Annotated in this window: 18 protein-coding genes; 12 read left to right on the forward strand and 6 right to left on the reverse strand. The window is 69.1% G+C overall.

Annotation, left to right across the window (positions count from 1 at the left end; translation table 11 throughout):
- Window positions 1–52: 52 nt before the first annotated feature.
- A complete protein-coding gene (locus tag HDA39_RS32735) occupies window positions 53–859 on the reverse strand; it encodes an HAD family hydrolase (RefSeq protein WP_184801800.1) in 807 nt (268 codons plus the stop codon).
- Between the two features lie 468 nt (window positions 860–1,327).
- Here HDA39_RS32735 and HDA39_RS32740 point away from each other — a divergent pair, with 468 nt between their 5' ends.
- Window positions 1,328–3,025, forward strand: a complete 1,698-nt coding sequence (locus HDA39_RS32740) for a chitinase (protein WP_184801802.1) — start codon at window positions 1,328–1,330, stop codon at window positions 3,023–3,025.
- On the forward strand, window positions 3,025–3,945 hold the full coding sequence (locus HDA39_RS32745; protein ID WP_184801804.1) for a helix-turn-helix domain-containing protein: 921 nt from the start codon (window positions 3,025–3,027) through the stop codon (window positions 3,943–3,945). The genes HDA39_RS32740 and HDA39_RS32745 overlap by 1 nt, the downstream gene beginning before the upstream one ends.
- Here HDA39_RS32745 and HDA39_RS32750 read toward each other — a convergent pair.
- Window positions 3,935–4,384: an aminoacyl-tRNA deacylase gene (locus HDA39_RS32750; RefSeq protein WP_184801806.1), complete on the reverse strand. Its 450-nt coding sequence runs from the start codon at window positions 4,382–4,384 to the stop codon at window positions 3,935–3,937. The two genes, HDA39_RS32745 and HDA39_RS32750, sit on opposite strands and share 11 nt — an antisense overlap.
- 4 nt (window positions 4,385–4,388) lie before the next feature.
- On the reverse strand, window positions 4,389–5,600 hold the full coding sequence (locus HDA39_RS32755) for an MFS transporter (protein ID WP_184801808.1): 1,212 nt from the start codon (window positions 5,598–5,600) through the stop codon (window positions 4,389–4,391).
- A 71-nt stretch (window positions 5,601–5,671) separates the two neighbouring features.
- Between HDA39_RS32755 and HDA39_RS32760 the strand changes: the two genes are divergently transcribed.
- Window positions 5,672–6,562: a LysR family transcriptional regulator gene (locus tag HDA39_RS32760; RefSeq protein ID WP_184801809.1), complete on the forward strand. Its 891-nt coding sequence runs from the start codon at window positions 5,672–5,674 to the stop codon at window positions 6,560–6,562.
- A gap of 41 nt (window positions 6,563–6,603) precedes the next feature.
- On the opposite strand, the gene HDA39_RS32765 is transcribed toward HDA39_RS32760, so the two are convergent.
- A complete protein-coding gene (locus tag HDA39_RS32765) occupies window positions 6,604–8,154 on the reverse strand; it encodes a glycoside hydrolase family 18 protein (RefSeq protein WP_184801811.1) in 1,551 nt (516 codons plus the stop codon).
- Between the two features lie 11 nt (window positions 8,155–8,165).
- On the reverse strand, window positions 8,166–9,893 hold the full coding sequence (locus tag HDA39_RS32770; protein WP_184801812.1) for a glycosyl hydrolase family 18 protein: 1,728 nt from the start codon (window positions 9,891–9,893) through the stop codon (window positions 8,166–8,168).
- A 214-nt stretch (window positions 9,894–10,107) separates the two neighbouring features.
- Here HDA39_RS32770 and ssd point away from each other — a divergent pair, with 214 nt between their 5' ends.
- The 4 genes from ssd (at window position 10,108) to HDA39_RS43500 (ending at window position 14,458) form a co-directional block, all read left to right on the forward strand.
- Window positions 10,108–11,199 (forward strand): septum site-determining protein Ssd, encoded by a 1,092-nt coding sequence (ssd, locus tag HDA39_RS32775; protein ID WP_184801814.1) that lies wholly within the window; start codon window positions 10,108–10,110, stop codon window positions 11,197–11,199.
- Window positions 11,196–12,356, forward strand: a complete 1,161-nt coding sequence (locus HDA39_RS32780; RefSeq protein WP_184801816.1) for a TadA family conjugal transfer-associated ATPase — start codon at window positions 11,196–11,198, stop codon at window positions 12,354–12,356. The genes ssd and HDA39_RS32780 overlap by 4 nt, the downstream gene beginning before the upstream one ends.
- Window positions 12,353–13,159 (forward strand): type II secretion system F family protein, encoded by an 807-nt coding sequence (locus tag HDA39_RS32785; RefSeq protein ID WP_184801818.1) that lies wholly within the window; start codon window positions 12,353–12,355, stop codon window positions 13,157–13,159. The genes HDA39_RS32780 and HDA39_RS32785 overlap by 4 nt, the downstream gene beginning before the upstream one ends.
- 513 nt (window positions 13,160–13,672) lie before the next feature.
- Window positions 13,673–14,458 (forward strand): type II secretion system F family protein, encoded by a 786-nt coding sequence (locus tag HDA39_RS43500; protein ID WP_184801820.1) that lies wholly within the window; start codon window positions 13,673–13,675, stop codon window positions 14,456–14,458.
- A gap of 37 nt (window positions 14,459–14,495) precedes the next feature.
- Here HDA39_RS43500 and HDA39_RS32795 read toward each other — a convergent pair whose 3' ends face one another.
- Entirely contained in the window at window positions 14,496–15,554 is a 1,059-nt protein-coding gene (locus HDA39_RS32795; RefSeq protein WP_184801822.1) for an ArsR/SmtB family transcription factor, read from the reverse strand.
- A 94-nt stretch (window positions 15,555–15,648) separates the two neighbouring features.
- Here HDA39_RS32795 and HDA39_RS32800 point away from each other — a divergent pair, with 94 nt between their 5' ends.
- The 5 genes from HDA39_RS32800 (at window position 15,649) to HDA39_RS42715 (ending at window position 18,273) form a co-directional block, all read left to right on the forward strand.
- Window positions 15,649–16,476 (forward strand): aldo/keto reductase, encoded by an 828-nt coding sequence (locus tag HDA39_RS32800; RefSeq protein WP_184801824.1) that lies wholly within the window; start codon window positions 15,649–15,651, stop codon window positions 16,474–16,476.
- Between the two features lie 101 nt (window positions 16,477–16,577).
- Window positions 16,578–16,820 carry a DUF4244 domain-containing protein gene (locus HDA39_RS32805; RefSeq protein WP_184801825.1) on the forward strand — a complete coding sequence of 81 codons (243 nt, stop codon included), beginning with the start codon at window positions 16,578–16,580 and terminating at the stop codon, window positions 16,818–16,820.
- Between the two features lie 52 nt (window positions 16,821–16,872).
- Entirely contained in the window at window positions 16,873–17,283 is a 411-nt protein-coding gene (locus tag HDA39_RS32810) for a TadE family type IV pilus minor pilin (RefSeq protein WP_184801827.1), read from the forward strand.
- Window positions 17,280–17,654, forward strand: coding sequence for an Rv3654c family TadE-like protein (locus HDA39_RS32815; RefSeq protein WP_184801829.1), 375 nt, complete (start codon window positions 17,280–17,282; stop codon window positions 17,652–17,654). Before HDA39_RS32810 ends, HDA39_RS32815 begins: the two co-directional genes overlap by 4 nt.
- A gap of 4 nt (window positions 17,655–17,658) precedes the next feature.
- Window positions 17,659–18,273 (forward strand): NYN domain-containing protein, encoded by a 615-nt coding sequence (locus tag HDA39_RS42715; RefSeq protein ID WP_238356202.1) that lies wholly within the window; start codon window positions 17,659–17,661, stop codon window positions 18,271–18,273.
- The last annotated feature ends 11 nt before the right edge of the window (window positions 18,274–18,284 follow it).

Genomic DNA, 18,284 nt, shown 5'->3' on the forward strand with positions numbered 1-18,284 from the left:
TGGGGGAAGAGTTTGAGGGGTCTTGATCAAGTTGAGAAAGTTGGTGTCACGTTCAGTTTTCCCGCCGGCGGGACCGTTGGCGGGCGGCGTACAGGAGAGCTCCGGCGGCCAGTCCGGCCCCGACGGCGGTCGCCGCGACGGCCGGGCCGCGCGCCCGGTGGAGCCGTTTGGTCCGCTCGGCCAGGGCGACCGGCTCGCTGAAGTCGAGCACCGGCCAGTCGCGCTCCAGGGCCAGCCGGCGGAGCGCCTTGTCCGGGTTGACCGCGAACGGGTGGCCGACCGCGGACAGCATCGGCTCGTCGGTGACGGAGTCGGAGTAGCCGTAGGAACCCTGCAGGTCATAGCCTTCCGCGGCCGCCAGGGCGGTGATCGCGGTCGCCTTGTGCGGTCCGTAGACGTAGTCCTCGATCTCACCGGTGTACTTGCCATCGGCAACTACCATCCGGGTGGCGATCACCCGGTCGGCGCCGAGCAGCTCGCCGATCGGCTCGACCACCTCGGCCCCGGACGACGACACGATCACCACGTCCCGGCCGGCCGCGTGGTGCTGCTCGATCAGCGTCACCGCCTCGTCGTACACGATCGGTTCGACGATGTGGTGCAGGGTGTCGGCGACGATCGACTGGACGGTCCGGACGTCCCAGCCTGTGCACATAGCGGACAGGTACTCACGCATCCGCTCCATCTGGTCGTGGTCGGCACCACCGAGCAGGTAGACGAACTGGGCGTAGGCGCTGCGCAGTACGGTCCGCCGGTTGATCAGGCCGCCGGCGTAGAACGGCTTGGAGAAGGCCAGCGTGCTGGACCGGGCGATGATCGTCTTGTCGAGGTCGAAGAAGGCGGCCGGCCGGTGCTCCATGGACCGAGTTTAGGGGGCGGATTCCGCGGTTCGGCGAAACGCCGAGGGGCCCGGCCTTTCGTGTGGCCTGGTCTCCCGTTAGACTGTTGAGCAGTGTGACAGTGACACTGGCTCGAGCGCCCTCTGGGAGGGGGTTCGGCACCTGGTGGACATCGTCTTGGTTGCAACAGAACTGAGATGTGTGAAGGCCGGGCTCGGGGGGTAGATACTCCCTGACAGTGGCAGACTGTCGCCTCCTGATCGGCCCCCGGCTCCTCCCCCCGAGCCCGTGGCCGAAGACGGCCCCCGGTCACCCCCCCGCCGGGGGCCGTCGCCTTTCCCGGCGCAGGTCCTCCACGACTCTCTGATGCGGGCCTCTGCGCTTTTGTTGCCGATTCTGTAAATTCTTCAGCTTTTGTTGAGCGTGAGAGCGTTCCCACTTTATGCAGGGTCTTGACATTGTAGTGAGGCCATCACATTTTGTGTCTCATGACCCGCTCGCGAAGCCGCCGCCCCCTGGCCGCGATCATCCCCGCCGTCCTCCTCGCCTCCGTCGGCTTGCTCCTGGTGCCTGGCGCCAGCTCGGCCGCGACCAACCTCGTCACCAACGGGACCTTCGAGACCGGCTCGCTCGCCGGCTGGTCCTGCTCGGCCGGCACCGGAGCCGCCGTCAGCGGCTCGGCCCGGACCGGCACCTACGCCCTCCAGGGCACTCCGACCTCCGGCGACACCGCCCGGTGCAGCCAGACCGTCTCGGTCCGGCCCAGCTCGACCTACACCCTGTCGGCCTGGGTGAAGGGCTCGAACGTGTACCTGGGTTCCGACGGTGGGGCCAGCACCTGGACCACCAGCTCGGCCTGGTCCCAGCTGACCACGACGTTCACCACCAGCGCGAGTGCCACGACCGCGACCATCTACCTGCACGGCTGGTACGGCGTACCGGCGTACCAGGCGGACGACGTCGTACTCGACGGGCCGGGCGGGACCGGGCCGCCGCCGGACACGACCGCGCCGTCGACGCCGGGCGGCCTGACCGTCGGCAGCCCGACGTCGAGCTCGCTGCGGCTGAACTGGTCCGCCGCGACGGACGCTTCCGGTATCGACCACTACGAGGTGGTCCGGGGGACCGAGGCCGCTGCGAGTGTGGGCAACGTGACCAGCTGGACCGCGACGGGCCTAGCCCCTCGTACGACGTACGGCTTCAAGGTCCGGGCCTGCGACCCGTCCGGCAACTGCTCGCCGTACGGGGCCTCGGTCTCGGGGACGACGTCGGACGGTCCGACCGTGCCGCCGTCGTCGCTGCCGAAGCACATCCTCACCGGGTACTGGCAGAACTTCAACAACGGTGCCGCGGTGCAGAAGATCTCCGACGTGCCCGCGGCGTACGACCTGATCGCGGTGGCCTTCGCCGACGCGGACGCCGCTCGTCCGGGCGGCGTCACCTTCAACCTGGACAGCGCCGGGTTGAACGGTTACACCGTGGCCCAGTTCAAGGCCGACATCGCCGCGAAGAAGGCGGCCGGCAAGAAGGTCATCCTGTCCGTCGGTGGTGAGCGCGGCACGATCTCGGTCGGCAGCGCGACCGCGGCGTCCAACTTCGCGTCGACCGCTTTGTCGGTCCTGCGCGAGTACGGCTTCGACGGGATCGACATCGACCTGGAGAACGGCGTCAACGCGCAGTACATGGGCCAGGCGCTGCGCAGCCTGCAGAGCCAGTTCGGCGCCGGGCTGATCATCGCGATGGCGCCGCAGACGATCGACATGCAGTCGCCGTCGTTCGAGTACTTCAAGCTGGCCCTGGCGATCAAGGACATCCTGACCGTCGTCAACGTGCAGTACTACAACTCCGGCGCGATGAACGGCTGCAACGGACAGGTCTACTCCCAGGGCACGGTCGACTTCATCACCGCCCAGGCCTGCATCATGCTGCAGGGCGGCCTGCGGCCCGACCAGGTCGGACTCGGCCTGCCGGCGTCCACCCGCGGAGCCGGCAGCGGGTACGTGTCGCCGACCATCGTCAACAACGCGCTGGACTGCCTGACCAAGGGCACCAACTGCGGCAGCTTCAAGCCGAGCACCACCTGGCCGACGCTGCGCGGTGCGATGACCTGGTCGACCAACTGGGACGCCACCAACGGCAACCAGTTCTCCAACCAGGTCGGCGCGCACGTCCACTCGCTGCCCTGATGCACAGCTACCGCCCCGCTCCGGTGCTCGAGGCGCTCGGTGTCTGCTCGGAGGACGAGCAGCTCTACCGGGCGCTTCTGGCCCGGCCGGAATCCACCACGGTGGGTTTGGCCGAGGTCACGGGCTGGCCTGTCGCAAGGGTCACTCGGCACCTCAGGTCGCTGCTCGGCCTCGGCCTGGCATCCCGTACGCCGGGCCGCCCGGCCCGGTACACCCCTGCCGTGCCGGAGGCGGCTGTCGAGCTCCTGGCGTTGCGGCGCCAGGCCGCGATCGTCGAGGCGCGGCTGGGCGCTTCGGTGCTCACCGCGGAGTTCCGGGCCGCCACCGAGTCCGGGCCGTTCACGGTGATCCACGGCGTGGAGGCGATCGCTCAGCGGTACCACCAGGCGCAGCAGTCCGCGCAGACGGAGGTGGTGGTGCTGGACGCCGTACTGCCGCTGCCTGTGCGGGCTGGTGGTGGTGTGGTCTACCGAATGGTCTACGACATGGCCCTGCTGGTGGACCCGGCGTCGTTGAACGCCGCGCGAGCTGCCGGTACGTCGTGCCGGATGCTTCGCGACGTACCGCTCAGGCTGGTGGTCGTCGACCGGCGTACCGGGCTGCTGCAGACTGGTGCCGACGTGCTGGTCGAGCTGGGACCGTCGTCGTTGCTGGACGGGTTGCTGCGGCTGTTCGAGCTGTTGTGGCAGCAGGCGACGCCACTGGCGTTCGAGCCGTCGGACGGGCCGTTGTCGGCCGAGGACCAGCAGCTGCTGGCGCTGGCTGCTGCCGGGCTGACCGATCAGGCGATCGCGCGGCGGCTGGGGGTCGCGCAGCGGACGGTCGAGCGGCGGATGCAGCGGATCCTCAAGGCGCTCGACGCGACGACCCGGTTCCAGGCCGGCCTACGGGCTGGACAGAGAGGACTGCTTACTCCGTGACGTCGGCGACCGTGGCGTTGGTCGCCTTGACCAGCGCTTCGGCGTCGACGGTCAGACCGACGCCGTGGTCACCGCCGCCGATCGAGATCGTCCCGGTGATCCGCTCGTCGGCGATCACCGGCCAGTCGTGCGTGCTGCCGAGCGGAGTGATCGTGCCGCGGACGTAGCCGGTCACCGCCAGCGCGGTGTCGGCGCTGGGCATCGAGATCCGCTTCACGCCGAGCAGGGTGCGCAGCTTCGGCCACGCGATCTCGCGGTCGCCCGGCACCAGGACGAACCGGTAGTCGTCGTCGGCCAGCCGGACCACGATCGTCTTGATCAGCTTGGCCGGCTCGATCCCACGCGCGGCCGCGGCCTCCTCGAGCGAGTTCACCCGGCCGTGCCGAGTCTCCTCGTAGGCGAGACCGAGAGTGTCCGCCGCTTCTGTCGCTCGCGTCATGCTTCTAGCTTCTCACCCGGCTCGGCACGCGTCGGAGCGCCAACGCCAGTACCAGCGTCACCATCACCAGTGCGCCCGCCAGGGCCGCCACACCAGGCCAGGCCTCATGCGTCCACGCTGCTCCCGCGAGGCCCCCGAACACCGACGAGCCCAGGTAGTAGGCGAACAGGTAGAGGCTTGCCGCCTGTGCCGTCCCGCCATCGGCCGCGTGCGCCCGCGCCGGCACCCAGCCGCTGGCGACCCCGTGCACTGCGAAGAAGCCGATGGTCATCACTGCGAGACCGACCACCACCAGTGCGAGCTGGTGGGTCAACGTGATCGCGATGCCCATCAGCGTGACCAGGCACCCGATGGGGACCACTGCGCGCCGGCCGTAGGTGTCAGCAAGTCTCCCGGCGGTCGCCGACGACGCCGAGCCGAGCAGGTAGACCACGAAGACCAGACTGGCCAGCCCAGGTCCGAGCTCGTACGGCGCAGCCGCCAGCCGGAACCCGGTCGCGTTGTAGACCGCGACGAACGCGCCCATGGCTGTTGCCGCGATCGCGTAGAGCGCCAGCAGAGCCGGGTCCTTCAGCACCTTGCCGGTCTGCTGGAGGCTCGGCCGGGTCGCGGTGAAGTTCCGCGACTCGGGCAGCAGCAGGATGAGCAGCACCGCGCAGGCGACACCTAGTACGGCGATGCCGCCGAGCGCCGTACGCCATCCGCCGAGGTCGGCGAGGCCACCGGCCACCAGGCGACTGGTCATGCCACCGACCGCCGTACCGGCGACGTACAGGCCGCTGGCTCTGGCATGGCTGTCCTCGTGGACCTCTTCGCGGAGGTAGGCCATCGCCACGGCGGGCAGTCCGGCGAGTGCGACGCCCTGGATGCCTCTGAGTGCCAGCAGGGTCTGCCAGTTGGGTGCGAGTGCGCACAGGATCGCGATGGCCGCTGCTGCGATCACGGACCAGCGCATCAGCTTCGTCCGGCCGAGGACCTCCGAGGCCGGTCCGGCGATCAGGAGAGCGATGCCGAGGCCGAGGGTGGCCAACGAAACGCTGATCGCGCTCTGGCTGGGGGAGACGTCGAAGGCTGTCGCCAGCTCGGGCAGCAGCGCCTGGGTGCTGTAGAGCATGGCGAACGTGGCCAGGCCCGCGGCGAACAAGGCGGTGGAGAGTCTGCGGTACCCCGGGGTGCCTGGGCGGTGGCCCGTCACCTGCACCGGGGGAGTCTGCATGCTCTCGACGGTGCCAGATGTTCTGACATACGTAAAATGTCTCAGTCGGCAGTAATCGATACGCTTTCCGCATGCATGTGGACGATCTGCGCTGGTTCGTGGTGCTGGCCGAGGCCGAGCACCTGACCGCCGCGGCCGCTGCCCTGGGCACGAGCCAGCCGAACCTGTCGCGCTCGCTGCGCCGCGTCGAGGCGGCCTTCGGGGTCTCGCTGTTCGAGCGCGAGCACCGCGGCCTGCGGCTCAATCCGTACGGGCGGATCGTGCTGGAGGCGGCCCAGGCCGGTACGGCGGCGGTCGACACCGCGCGGCAGCGGATCGACACGCTCGTCGATCCCGACTCGGGGACGGTCCGGCTCGCGTTCCTGCACTCGGTCGCGACCGGCGTCGTACCGGATCTGCTGAAGGCGTTCCGGGCGGTCGCCCCGACGATCCGCTTCGCGCTGCGCGAGCAGGCGTCGCACGACATCGTGCAGGACCTCTCCGCTGGGGAGTCGGAGTTGGCGATCACCGGCCCTCGACCGGATCCCGCTGTGTTCGGCTGGCACCTGCTGCAGCGTCAGCGGCTGTGCCTCTATGTTCCGCCGGGGCACGCGCTGGCCGGGCGGCAGCGGATCAACCTGGCCGAGGCGGCCGCTGAGCCGTTCATCGGGCTGCGCCCGGACTTCGGCTTCCGGCGGCTCACCGACGAGCTGTGCCAGGCGGCCGGGTTCACGCCGTCGGTGGCGTTCGAGTCGACCGACCTGACGACGATCGACCGGCTGGTCGGCGCGGGGCTGGGCGTCGCCGTACTGCCTGGTGGAGCGGTTCGGGGGACGGAGAGCGGAGCGACGCCGGTGCCGCTGGCCGGCGTACGGGCTCGTCGGGACATCGGCCTCAGCTGGCGCCTGCGCGGGACGCTGTCACCAGCTGCTGAGCGGTTCCGGGCGTTCGTCGAGGCTCAGCCAGCTCACCCGGGTGAGTGACGCACCGGGGCAGCTCTCCTGCCCCGGTGCGTACCGGTCCGCTAGAACCCGGCGGTGATCCGGGTGAACTCCCAGTCCGGCTGGGCGATGCCGCTGCAGTGCGCGACCACACCGCCACCGGCGCAACCGCGGTCCCGGTTGACCGACCAGAACGCGAGCCGGCCGAGGCCGTTGCTCTTGGACCAGTTGGTGAGGTTCTGCCAGGTCTGCGTGGTGGTCATCTCCTGCTGGTCGGACAGGCCATTCATGCCGGAGATGCCCTGGTGGGCGTAGGCCTGCGCGGTGGTCCAGCCGAAGACGGCCTTCAGCTTGTTGTTCAGGCCCTGCGACGCGGCCACCGTGTCGTTGTAGATGTTGGAGCTGCCGAAGTCGAACGGCATCAGCGTGAAGATGTCGATGTTCGCGCCGAGCGCCTGCGACCGCTCGATCAGCCGGTTGCCGTAGTAGTTCGGGCCGGTGGTCGAGGTGCCGAAGGTCAGGATCGTCTGGATCCCGGGGTTGTTCTGCTTGACGATCTTCAGCGCGTTCAGGATCCGGTCCTGGACGACCTCGTTCTCGAACTCGTCGCTGTTCTCGATGTCGACGTCGATCGCCTTCAGGTTGTAGGCGTTGATCACCTGCTGGTAGGCGCCGGCCAGCGCTTCCGGCGTACTGCAGTTCGGGCCGAGCTTGTTGCCGCTCCAGCCGCCGATCGACGGGACGATGTCGCCGCCGGCCGCACGGATCTGCGCGATCGCCGTGGCATCGGCACTGCCCTGCAGCGGACGGGCGCCGTCCCAGGCCGGGTTGCAGCCACCGGACGACAGGATGAAGGCCATCGTGAACCACTTGATGCCGGTGGCGTTGATGACCGTCGCCGGGCTCGGCGGGTTGCCCCAGCCCATGTAGAGGTACGGCGCCGCCCGGCGAGCCGGGTTCTCGGTGCCGCCGCCCGTGGTGGTCTTGACGGAGATCGCACCGCTCTTGGCGCCTTCACCGACGCTGTTGGAGGCGCTGACCTGGTAGCTGTACGTCGTGTTCGCCGTCAGACCGGAGTCCGTGTACGACGTACCGCTGGGGCTGCCGACCTTGGTGCCGTTGCGGTAGACGTTGTAGCTCGTCGCGTCACCCGCTGCGGACCAGGAGAGGCTGATCGAGGTTGCAGACGGCGTACCGGTGAGTCCTGAGGGTGCACCGGGCACCGTACCGCCGCCACCGCCGCTGCACGAGCCGCCGTTGAGCCGGCACGCTGCCAGGCCCGGGAAGTTGCCGGGACTGCCGTTGAAGCCGAAGGTGACGCTGGCACCAGGTGCGAGCGGCCCCGCCCAGGTGGGCGGAGTGAACGTGTGGGTCTGGCCGCTGCTGGACCGCACTGCGTCCCAGGAACTGCTGACCGAGTAGCCGGACGGGAAGTCGAGTGCGATCGACCAGGTGCTGAGCGGGCTGCCGGTGCCGTTGGTGACGGTCACCTTGCCCTCGAAGCCACTGCCCCAGTCGGACACCTTGGTGAACGCCGCGGTGACCGGTGCGGCTTGGGCCGCCGGGGCGACCAGGAAGGACACGACTACTGCTGCGACTGCCGCCAGGGCGACTGTCAGACGCTTGGGTTTCATGGTGATCCTCCTCAGACCTGTCCCCAGAGAGCGGGCACGTTCGGGGGCTCCCAGCCGGCCAGCGCCGTGTGGCCCTGGATGCAGCGGTAGGTGACGCCGTTGTACGAGACCAGCGCGCCCGTCGCGTACGCCGTACCGGGAGCCCACGGGGTCGCCGTCGGAGGCGTCGGGGTCGGGGTCGGCGTGGGAGTCGGCGTCGGGGTGGGAGTGGGCGTGGGGGTCGGGGTGGGCGTCGGGGTCGGCGTGGGCGTCGGGCTCGGGCCGCTGCAGCCGGGGGTGGACGCGTTGATGGCGTCGACGACGGCGTTGAAGAGCGTGACCTGTGGGTCGAGCGCCTCCATCGAGTACATCATCGCCCCGGCCAGCCCGTTGCAGTGCTGGTAGTCGGCCTTCGCCTTGATCGACTGGGCGTTGTCACCGGTCCAGAAGGTGCCGTTGCGGTAGAACCAGGACGCCTTCGTGGTGTCGTCGAAGAAGCTGTACGCCGGGTTGTCGACGAACCCGACGAGTTCCTTGTAGAAGGAGACGCCGGGCACGTTGCCGCTCGCCGCGCCGCCGTCGGCCGGGCCGGTCGCGGGCTGGTACTTGCCGTTCGCGGTGGCCGGCACACCCTTCCATCCCCTGTAGTAGAAGGGATATCCGATCGTCAGCTTGTTCGCCGGGAACCCGCCCGGAATGCCGTACGCCGGGTCGCCGGTGGTCCACGCCTTCACCGCGCCGTCGACCGAGTACTTGGCCGTGCCCGGCGGGATCGGCGTACTGGGGTCGTTCGGCGCCTGGTAGAGCGGGTCCTGGAAGTTGGTCGGCCCGGTGGCGTCCCAGCCGCCGTGCATGTCGTACGTCATCACGTTGTTGTAGTCGAGGTACTGGCCGATCTTGTTCGTCTCGATGGTGGCGATCTTGTCCTGGCCGGCCGGGGTGGCCGCGGTCAGCCACAGCTTCTTCCCGATGCTGTTGCCGTAGGCATCGATCTGGCTGCGCAGCTCGGCCAGCAGCAGGGTGAAGTTCTGCTTGTCGGCCGGGCTGTAGTGGTTGCCGACGTGACCGTTGGGCGAACCGGGGTACTCCCAGTCGATGTCGATGCCGTCGAAGATCCCGGCCGCGCTGCCCGGGCCGCCGAAGCCGTCGACCACCGGCAGGTTGCCCTTCAGGAACATGTCCACGCAGGAGCTGACGAAGGCCTTGCGCTTGGCGTCGGTCGAGGCGGCGTCGGAGAAGTACTTCGAGTAGGTCCAGCCGCCGATCGAGATCAGGATCTTCAGGTTCGGGTGCTTGGCCTTCAGCTTCTTCAGCTGGTTGAAGTTGCCCTGGATCGGCTGGTTCCAGACGTCGCCGACCCCGTCGACGCTGATGTCGGCGCCGTAGGACTTGCCGTAGTCGGCGAACGCGTCACCGGCGCCGTCACCGGCGTTCGGGTTGTTCTCGTCCTGCGAGGCGGCCTTGTTCGCCATGAAGCAGGTGTGGCTGGTCGGGTGGACGTTCGCGAACGCGTAGTTGACGAAGTCCAGCTTCGCGGCCGCGCCGGTGGTGGACAGGGTCTTGGGGTAGAAGGCGTTCGCGTAGATGCCCCACTGGGCGAAGTACGCGGTCTTCACGCCACCCGAGGTGGCCTGGGGCGCGGCTTGTGGGGCGGTCGAGCCGGCGGGTGGGCCGGCAGTGGCCACCGAGATCCCGGCGGCGGCGATCAGGGCGGTGGCAGCGACTGTCGCCGTGCTGGCGAGTAGAGGCAGTCGAGGCATGGGCGGTCCTCCGGAGCTGAAGCAGTGCACGGTTGTCCAGCGGGAAGCATTTAGTTAAAGACGCTTCGAAAGGAACGGTAACTCCTGCCGGCCCGGCGGTCTCCGGCTCACGCTGGCGGATTGCCGCTGCTGACGGAAACCCGCCAAACCCCCTTTGTCCACAGGGAATCCGGTACGCCGTGAGCGGCAGGCCCTTTCACGGCACCTTGTAGGCATGGAGACCACACCGCCGCCACAACCAGTCCTGCTGGCCACCGCCGACGAGCTGCTGCTGGACGACTTGCTCCGCCTGTCGGCCGCCGCGGAAGTCACCCCGCACGTCGAGAAAGACCTCCTCGGCCTACGCCGCCACTGGCAGTCCGCAGCCCTGGTTGTCGTCGGCCACGACCTCGTAGACCCCTTCGCCCGCACCCAACCACCCCGCCGCCCCGGCGTCCTCGTCGCAACTCACCATCAATCCTCGGCAGCCGACGACGGCACCATCTTCCGTCGCGCTCTCTCGATCGGTGCCGAGAGCGTCTATGTCCTGCCCTCCGAGGAATCGGCCCTCGGTGACCGCCTGGCCGACACCCTCGACGGGGGAGTGCGTGCGGCCACCACCTTCGCCTTCGTCGGTGGATGCGGTGGCGCCGGCGCAACCACCCTGGCAGCCGCCGTTGCAGTCACCGCCAGCCGCCGCGGCGTCCGCACCATGCTCATCGACGGCGACCCGCTGGGCGGCGGCATCGACCTCGCGCTGGGCAGCGAAACAGGCAACGGCGCCCGCTGGCCAGATCTCCTCAACGCCTCAGGCCGAGTCAGCGCCGCCGCCCTCCGCGCAGCCCTGCCCATCGTGGACGACCTCGCCGTCCTCTCCTGGGACCGCTCCGACGTCACCGCCCTCCCACCCGAAGCGATGCGTTCGGTCCTCGGCGCAGCCCAACGCAGCAGCGACCTGGTCGTCGTCGACCTCCCCCGCCGTGCCGACCCCGCCGCCGAAGAAGCCTTCGTCCGCTCAACAGCAACGTTCCTCGTCGTCCCCCGAGACGTCCGCTCCTGCGCGGCCGCCGCCCGTCTCGTCAAGCCTCTACGCGAGGTCGCCACCGATCTCCGAGTAGTAGCCCGCGAGCCAGGCCTCGGAGGACTCTCTGCAGTCGACGTGGCCAAACACCTGTCGTTGCCTCTAGCAGCCAAGCTCCGCTTCGACCGTGACCTCCCTGCCCTGATGGACAAAGGCCGCTTCGATCCACGCCCCCGCGGCGCCCTCGGCCGCACAGCCGGCGAACTCCTGGACCTCTTCGGCCTCCACGGACTGCTCGCCGCATGACCGTCTCCGTCGAACTCCTCGACCGCGTCCGAGGCAAACTCGCCTCCCAAGGCGCCGACCCAACGCCCGCTCGTGTCGCCGCAGCCCTCCGCGCCGACGGCACCGTCTTCGGCGACTCGACAGTCCTGGAGGTCGTAGAAGCCCTCCGCCGAGAAGCCACCGGCGCCGGCCCGCTGGACCGGCTCCTCACCGAACCAGGCATCACCGACGTCCTCGTCAACGGTCCCAACGAGGTCTACGTCGACCGCGGCTCCGGCCTCGAACGGATCCCTCTCCGCACCGGCGACGAGCCTTCCGTACGCCGTCTCGCCACCCGACTCGCCGCCGCGGCCGGGCGTCGCCTCGACGACTCCAGCCCGTACGTCGACGTCCGCCTCCCCGACGGCACCCGCTTCCACGCAGTCCTGGCTCCGATCGCTTCCCCTGGCACCTGCCTGTCCCTCCGAGTCCCGTCCCGCAAGGTCCTGGCCCTCGAAGACCTGGTCGCCGCAGGATCCCTTCCTCCACCAGGAATCGCCGTCCTCCGCGACCTGCTCGACGCCCGTCTCGCCTTCCTCATCAGCGGCGGCACCGGCACCGGCAAGACCACCCTGCTCAACTCCCTGCTCTCGACGGTCTCCAGCACCGAACGCCTGGTCATCGTCGAAGACGCCAGCGAGCTCCGCCCCGACCATCCCCACGTCGTCCGCCTCGAGTCCCGCCCACCCAACGGAGAAGGCACCGGCGAAATCACCCTCCGAGACCTGGTCCGCCAAGCCCTCCGTATGCGCCCGGACCGACTGGTCGTCGGCGAAGTCCGCGGCGCTGAAGTCGTGGACCTCCTCAACGCGTTAAACACCGGCCACGAAGGCGGCTGCGGCACAGTCCACGCCAACTCGGCCTCCGACGTCCCCGCCCGCCTGGAAGCCCTGGGCGCCCTGGCCGGCCTCACCCCACAAGCCGTTCACAGCCAGGTCTCCTCAGCCCTCCACGCCGTCATCCACCTGACCCGAGACCACTCCGGCCGACGCCGAATCGCCGAGATCCGAGTCGTCACCCGCACCTCCACGGGTGCCCTCACCACAGCCCCCGCCGTCCACTTCACCCCCAACGGCGCCCTCGAGCTGGGCGCCGGCGCCACCCACCTCACCCACCTCCTCTCCGGAGCCGCAGCATGACCCCCGCCCTCCTCTCGGCCGCACTCACCCTGCTGGCCGTCCTCACCCTCATCCCACCCCAAGGCCGAGCCCTCCACCGCCTGACACCCCGAGGCTCCACCAGCGCCACCCACCTGGCCCACTCAGCCCGCCGCAGACTCATCCCCCTGGCGCTGGTCATCTTGGTTGCCCTAGGCATCGGACTCTCCCTGGGCCCCTCCACCCTGGTCACCACCCTCGTAGCCATCACAGCCCTGGCCGCAGTCATCACCCAACGCACAAAGTCCCGCCGCCAAACCCAAGCAACTCGAAAGCGCACCCAAATCATCGAAGCCTGCGACCTCCTGGCCGCCGACCTCACCGCAGGCCGCCCACCCCAAGAAGCCCTGGAAGGCGCAGCCGAGGCCTGCCCCGACCTACGCCCCGCCGCAGCCGCGGCCCGCCTGGGCGGCGACGTCCCCGCAGTCCTCCACTTAGCCGCTGAATCCCCAGGCGCAGAAGCCCTCAAACCCCTAGCCGCCGCCTGGCAAGTAGCCGACCACTCAGGCGCCGCCCTGGCCACCATCATCACCCGCCTGACCACGTCCCTAAGAGCCGACGACTCCCTAACCCGCCAACGCTCCACCAACCTCGCCGCCGCCAAATCCACAGCCCGCCTACTGGCAGTCCTCCCCCTCTTCGCCACCCTCCTCGGCTACGCCCTAGGCGCCAACCCAATCGCCTTCCTCACCACCACCCTCCCCGGCACCGCCTGCCTACTAACAGGAACAGCCCTCTCCCTAACCGGCCTCACCTGGACCAACCACCTAGCCACCACCCCGTAACAACCCCACCACCCACACCCCAAGGTCACCCGCACCCCCAAAGGCACCCCGCACACCTCAGCTACCCACCCACCTCAACCACCCACCTCAACCACCCGCCTCAACCACCCGCCTCAACCACCCGCCTCAACCACCCGCCTCAACCACCCGCCTCAACCACCCGCCTCAACCACCCGCCTCAACCACCCACGCCAACCACCCACGCCAACCACCCACGCCAACCACCCACGCCAACCACCCACGCCAACCACCCACGCCAACCACCCACACCCCCTCCCCTCGGCCCTTTGTTGCTACTTCCCGGCCGCAGCGGCCTCAGCCACCGCCAACCGAGTCCGGCCGCATCGCCACAGACCTCAGCCCCATCGCGCCGCACCCCGCACCCCGCACCCCGCACCCCGCACCCCGCACCCCGCACCCCGCACCCCTGGTGTTTCCTCCCGGCCGCCACGACCCCAACAACAAGCAACCAAGTCCGGCCGCATCCCCACAGACCTCACCCCCGGAGCCGAAATGCCCACCGCCCTCACCTCCCCACCCGCCGCAGCCGCCCTCTGCGCCGCGATCGCCATAGCCCTCCTCACCCGCGGACGCCCCGGCCCTCGCCGCCTCCGTCGCCCCACGCCGACCACCCCCTCGACCTACCGCCGCCTAGCCGCCCGCCTCAAACCAACCCCAGTCCCACCCCGCACCCGTCGTCTCCACCGCCTCACAGCAGCCCTCCTCGCAGCCGCCGCACTCCTCCTCGCCCCCATCCCCTGGAGCCTCGCCCCCGCCCTAGCCATCTACCTCACCACTCCAACAATCCTCAGCCGCCTAGAACCAGCCGCCACCCGCAAACGCAACGCCCGCCTAGCCGCCGACCTCCCCCTAGCAGTCGACCTCCTCGCCGCCTGCCTGCGAGCCGGCCGCCCACCCCAGGCCGCCATCGCCACCGTCAGCCGAGCGATCGACGGTCCCCTCGCCACCCTCCTCGCCGAACTCGAACACCGACTCGACCTAGGCGCCGACCCCATCGACGCCTGGGACACCCTCCGCCAAGAACCCACCTGCGCCCCCTTCGCCCGAGCAGTCCAACGAGCCCTCCGCTCCGGCGCCCCACTCGCCACCACTCTCGAGGCCCAGTCCGCCGACCTCCGTCAGTCCCGCCGCTGGACGGCCGAAGAACAGGCCCGAGCCGTCGAAACCCGCTCCGTCCTCCCGCTCGGCCTCTGCTTCCTCCCCGCCTTCGTCCTCCTGGGGATAGTCCCCACCATCGCCACCACCTTCACCAACGTCTTCGCCGACCTGGCCCCCTAGCCCGCCCATCTCAAGCACCCGCACTCACCCAGCTCCCTCACCCACCCTCCCCAGCCCCCAGCAACCCCTCCGCCACACTCGTCCGCGCGTACAGCACCACCCGCCCCACCCGATGCCCCGTCACCAACCCAGCACCCCGCAACGCCCCAAGATGCTGCGAAACCCCACCCGCAGTCATCCCGATCCGCTCCGCCAACTCGGTAGTCGACCGAGGCACATCCAACTGCGCAAGCACCTCAGCCCGAGACCGCCCCAACACTCCAACCACCCCAGCCGGCGCACGCCGAACCGACGTATCCCAGATCCCCGCTACCCCACGCGCCGGATACGTCAACGACGGCTGCCACGGCGGAATCGTGCTCGAGTACACCGTCGGCCACACAAACGCAGACGGCGTCAGCAACAACCCCTCCCCAGCCAACTCCCGTACGCCGTGAAACCGCCGATGCCGAATCCGCAACGCCCCCTGCTTCCACCGCACCGAACCATCGAGATCCTCGAACAACCCAGCCGCCCCACCCTGCCCCAACCGCCGCGCCCGGTACAGCAGATCCCCTTCCAGCAAAGCCCGAATCCGCCCCCAGTACGGCGCGATCGCCACCTCCCAGTACGCCGCCAACTGCTCGCCCAACACTGCGACCCCAATCTCGGGGTCGTCGTACAACGCCACCACATCCGCCGACGGCAGCTCGTCGGCCCGAGCCTTCCGCAGCCTCCGCGGCAGCCCAGCCTCGGCCAACGACCCCACCGGATGCGTCCGCGCGTACGCGAGCACGTCAAGATCCGCCCGCACCTGCTCCGCAGGCACCCGCATCAACACCCCAAGATCAGCCGCCAAATCCGGCACCGGAGCCGCCGGCGACGCCGGGAGGAAGTCCGGCGTGTACCAACTCCCCGTGTCGACCAGGTCGAAGAGCAACCCCAGCTCGAGCTTCTCCCGCGCGATCCGCTGCCCGGTCTTCTCCGCCCAGCGCCGATGGAAGTGCTGCGCCCGCGGGTTCTTCAGCAGCCGGACACTCGCGACGATCTCCCACATCGGCGACACCGCCAGCCGCGTCCGCGCCAGGTCCTCGACCGTGAACGTGATCGTCAGCATGCCCCTCCTCGGTTCAGTCTCAGCTAAATCATTTCAGAACCACCATCGCGTCCACTCACGCTGAACCGATCACAGCCTGGAAGGACCAAACCAGATGACCACTCCGACCACCCGCATCGGCGACCTCACCGTCCATCGGCTCGGCTTCGGCGCGATGCGACTCACCGGCTACCGGCCTGTCGCCGATCGCACCGCGGCGATCCGCGTCGCCCGCCGAGCCGTTGACCTCGGCATCGACTTCATCGACACCGCCGACGCGTACGGCATCGGCGCCAACGAAGAACTCCTCGCCGAAGCACTGCACCCGTACGCCGAAAGCGTGGTGATCGCCACGAAGATCGGCCACACCCGCCCGTCGCCAGGGGAGTGGAAACCTGTCGGACGGCCCGAGTACCTCCGCCAGGCGGCCGAACTGTCGCTCCGCCGCCTCCGCGTCGAACGCCTCGATCTCCTGCAACTCCACCGCATCGACCCGGCCGTTCCACTCGAGGACCAGTTGGGCGCTCTCGCCCAGCTCCAATCCGAAGGCAAGGTCCGCCATCTCGGTCTGTCCGAAGTCACCGTCGACCAGCTGGAGACAGCCCGCCGCCAAGTCGAAATCGTCAGTGTCCAGAACCGCTACAACCTGACCGACCGGGTCCACGACGACGTCCTCAAGTACTGCGAAGCCGAAGGAATCGCTTTCATTCCTTGGCTTCCCATCGCCGGCGGCGATCATGCGACCTCACGACTCCTGGCCGAGCTCGCGACCGAAACCGGTGCCACCCCGTCGCAACTCTCGCTCGCCTGGCTCCTGCATCGCTCGCCCGTCATGGTCCCGATCCCCGGTACCAGCTCCGAGGCCCACCTGATCGAGAACACCCAGGCGGCCGGTCTGCGCCTGACCAACGCACAACTGAGCTGCCTCGACGCGGTTCTCTGACGTTGTCCCCAACCTGAAATCTTCTTCTGCACAAGGGCTCCCGGCGCGGCATCTTGCTAGTAAGCCGTCCGGACAGCCCGGCCGCAGATCAGGAGATCCCCATGTCCCACCAGCTCGTCGCCACCCGCCGCCGGCTTCATGTCGAACGCCCCGCGGCCATCCGCCGTCGACGCCGTACCGAACGAGGCGCCGCCACAGCTGAGTACGCCGTCGCAACGGTCGCCGCCTGCAGCTTCGGCGGCATCCTGATCGCCCTACTGAAGTCCGACGCGATGATGTCGGTGCTCAAGGCAATCATCAACTGGGCCCTGCAGTCGGCGGGCATCGAGGGCGTCCAGGTCTGAGGGTGTACGCCGGCCCGGACCGCCTACGGTTCGGGCCGGCTCGCCCGGTCCCATGGACTCGTCACGTCGACGCCACCGTCGTGGTCGCCTTCGCCGCGCTGCTGGGCGACGTACTGAACGCGGCACCGTCACCGCCGAGCTCGCCCTGCTCTTCCCCGTCCTGATGGCCGTGATCGTCGCCGGCGTCTGGGCCGTCGGCCTGGTTGTCACCAACATCCGCTGCATCGACGCCGCCCGCGACGTGGCCCGAGCCGTAGCCCGAGGAGAAACCGAAGAAGCCGCACAAACCATCGGCCGAAGGGCCGCCCCGAAGGACGCCTCCATCGAAATCTTCACGACCAACGGCGAAGTCCAGGTAACAGTCGAAGCCACGCGGCGCCTCGACTGGTCCCTCTTCGCCGCCCTGCCCGCCGTTCCCCTGAAGGCCCAGGCCACCCTGCAGTCCGAACCAGGAGAACAATGACCAGACCCCGTACCGACCAAGGCGGCGCCACCCTCCTCGTCCTCTGGACCGCCATGCTCCTGTTCGCCGCCGGAACGATCGCCACCCTCTGGTCGGCGATCTCCCTCGCCACCCATCGAGCCACCGCCGCCGCAGACCTCACAGCGTTGAGCACAGCCCAAGCCATCCAGTCCGAATCACCCGACCCCTGCGCCGTGGCCCGGGACATCGCCACCACCAACCAAGCAACCCTGACAACCTGCACCGTCACCACCGAAACAGCCACCATCAAGGTCGCCGTCCCCCTGAACCTCGGCGTCCTAGGCACCCCCACGATCACGAGTACGTCCCGAGCAGGTCCCACCGACAACCCCATCCAGGGAGCAAACTGACCAGGTGACCACCCCCGACCCCAACACCCCAGAACCCAACACCCCCGGCACGAGCGTCCCTGTCTCCCACGCCCCTGTCTTCCAGGCCCCCAACTTCGATTCCCCACAACCGCAGGTGAACGAGACCTCACCCAGCACCGAGCATTCACTCGACGCCGAGATCCCACCCGACGCCAAGACCTCACCCGGTGGCGAGCTCTCACCCGGTGCCGCGGCTACCTCTTCTCGGCCCCTGCTGGTCGTCGACGCGGCCAACGTCATCGGCTCCCGCCCCGACGGCTGGTGGAAGGACCGAGCCGGCGCAGCCCGCCGCCTGCTCACCAACCTCGCCGCCTACCAGCAGGGCCCAGGCGCCGACACCGACATCACCGTCATCCTCGAAGGAGCAGCCCGCCCCGCCACAGACGCCATCAATTCCGACCAGCCGCTCCGGGTCGTCCTCGCCCCTCACTCAGGCGACGACACCATCGTCGACGTAGTCGCCGACGCTGTAGCCGAAGAGGCGACCCGAGAGATCACGGTCATCACCGCCGACCGAGGTCTAAGAGCAAGAGTGGAACCCCTAGGAGCCACCACCACCGGCCCCAACTGGCTCCACACCCGCCTCGAAACCCAGTAGCCAAAGCCGCC

Source organism: Kribbella italica (assembly GCF_014205135.1).
Lineage (GTDB): Bacteria > Actinomycetota > Actinomycetes > Propionibacteriales > Kribbellaceae > Kribbella > Kribbella italica.

Coding starts and splice junctions, on each gene's coding strand:
- HDA39_RS32735 (WP_184801800.1), bottom strand. CDS start 859: ATGGAGCACCGGCCGGCCGCCTTCTTCGACCTCGACAAGACGATCATC.
- HDA39_RS32740 (WP_184801802.1), top strand. CDS start 1,328: ATGACCCGCTCGCGAAGCCGCCGCCCCCTGGCCGCGATCATCCCCGCC.
- HDA39_RS32745 (WP_184801804.1), top strand. CDS start 3,025: ATGCACAGCTACCGCCCCGCTCCGGTGCTCGAGGCGCTCGGTGTCTGC.
- HDA39_RS32750 (WP_184801806.1), bottom strand. CDS start 4,384: ATGACGCGAGCGACAGAAGCGGCGGACACTCTCGGTCTCGCCTACGAG.
- HDA39_RS32755 (WP_184801808.1), bottom strand. CDS start 5,600: ATGCAGACTCCCCCGGTGCAGGTGACGGGCCACCGCCCAGGCACCCCG.
- HDA39_RS32760 (WP_184801809.1), top strand. CDS start 5,672: ATGCATGTGGACGATCTGCGCTGGTTCGTGGTGCTGGCCGAGGCCGAG.
- HDA39_RS32765 (WP_184801811.1), bottom strand. CDS start 8,154: ATGAAACCCAAGCGTCTGACAGTCGCCCTGGCGGCAGTCGCAGCAGTA.
- HDA39_RS32770 (WP_184801812.1), bottom strand. CDS start 9,893: ATGCCTCGACTGCCTCTACTCGCCAGCACGGCGACAGTCGCTGCCACC.
- ssd (WP_184801814.1), top strand. CDS start 10,108: ATGGAGACCACACCGCCGCCACAACCAGTCCTGCTGGCCACCGCCGAC.
- HDA39_RS32780 (WP_184801816.1), top strand. CDS start 11,196: ATGACCGTCTCCGTCGAACTCCTCGACCGCGTCCGAGGCAAACTCGCC.
- HDA39_RS32785 (WP_184801818.1), top strand. CDS start 12,353: ATGACCCCCGCCCTCCTCTCGGCCGCACTCACCCTGCTGGCCGTCCTC.
- HDA39_RS43500 (WP_184801820.1), top strand. CDS start 13,673: ATGCCCACCGCCCTCACCTCCCCACCCGCCGCAGCCGCCCTCTGCGCC.
- HDA39_RS32795 (WP_184801822.1), bottom strand. CDS start 15,554: ATGCTGACGATCACGTTCACGGTCGAGGACCTGGCGCGGACGCGGCTG.
- HDA39_RS32800 (WP_184801824.1), top strand. CDS start 15,649: ATGACCACTCCGACCACCCGCATCGGCGACCTCACCGTCCATCGGCTC.
- HDA39_RS32805 (WP_184801825.1), top strand. CDS start 16,578: ATGTCCCACCAGCTCGTCGCCACCCGCCGCCGGCTTCATGTCGAACGC.
- HDA39_RS32810 (WP_184801827.1), top strand. CDS start 16,873: ATGGACTCGTCACGTCGACGCCACCGTCGTGGTCGCCTTCGCCGCGCT.
- HDA39_RS32815 (WP_184801829.1), top strand. CDS start 17,280: ATGACCAGACCCCGTACCGACCAAGGCGGCGCCACCCTCCTCGTCCTC.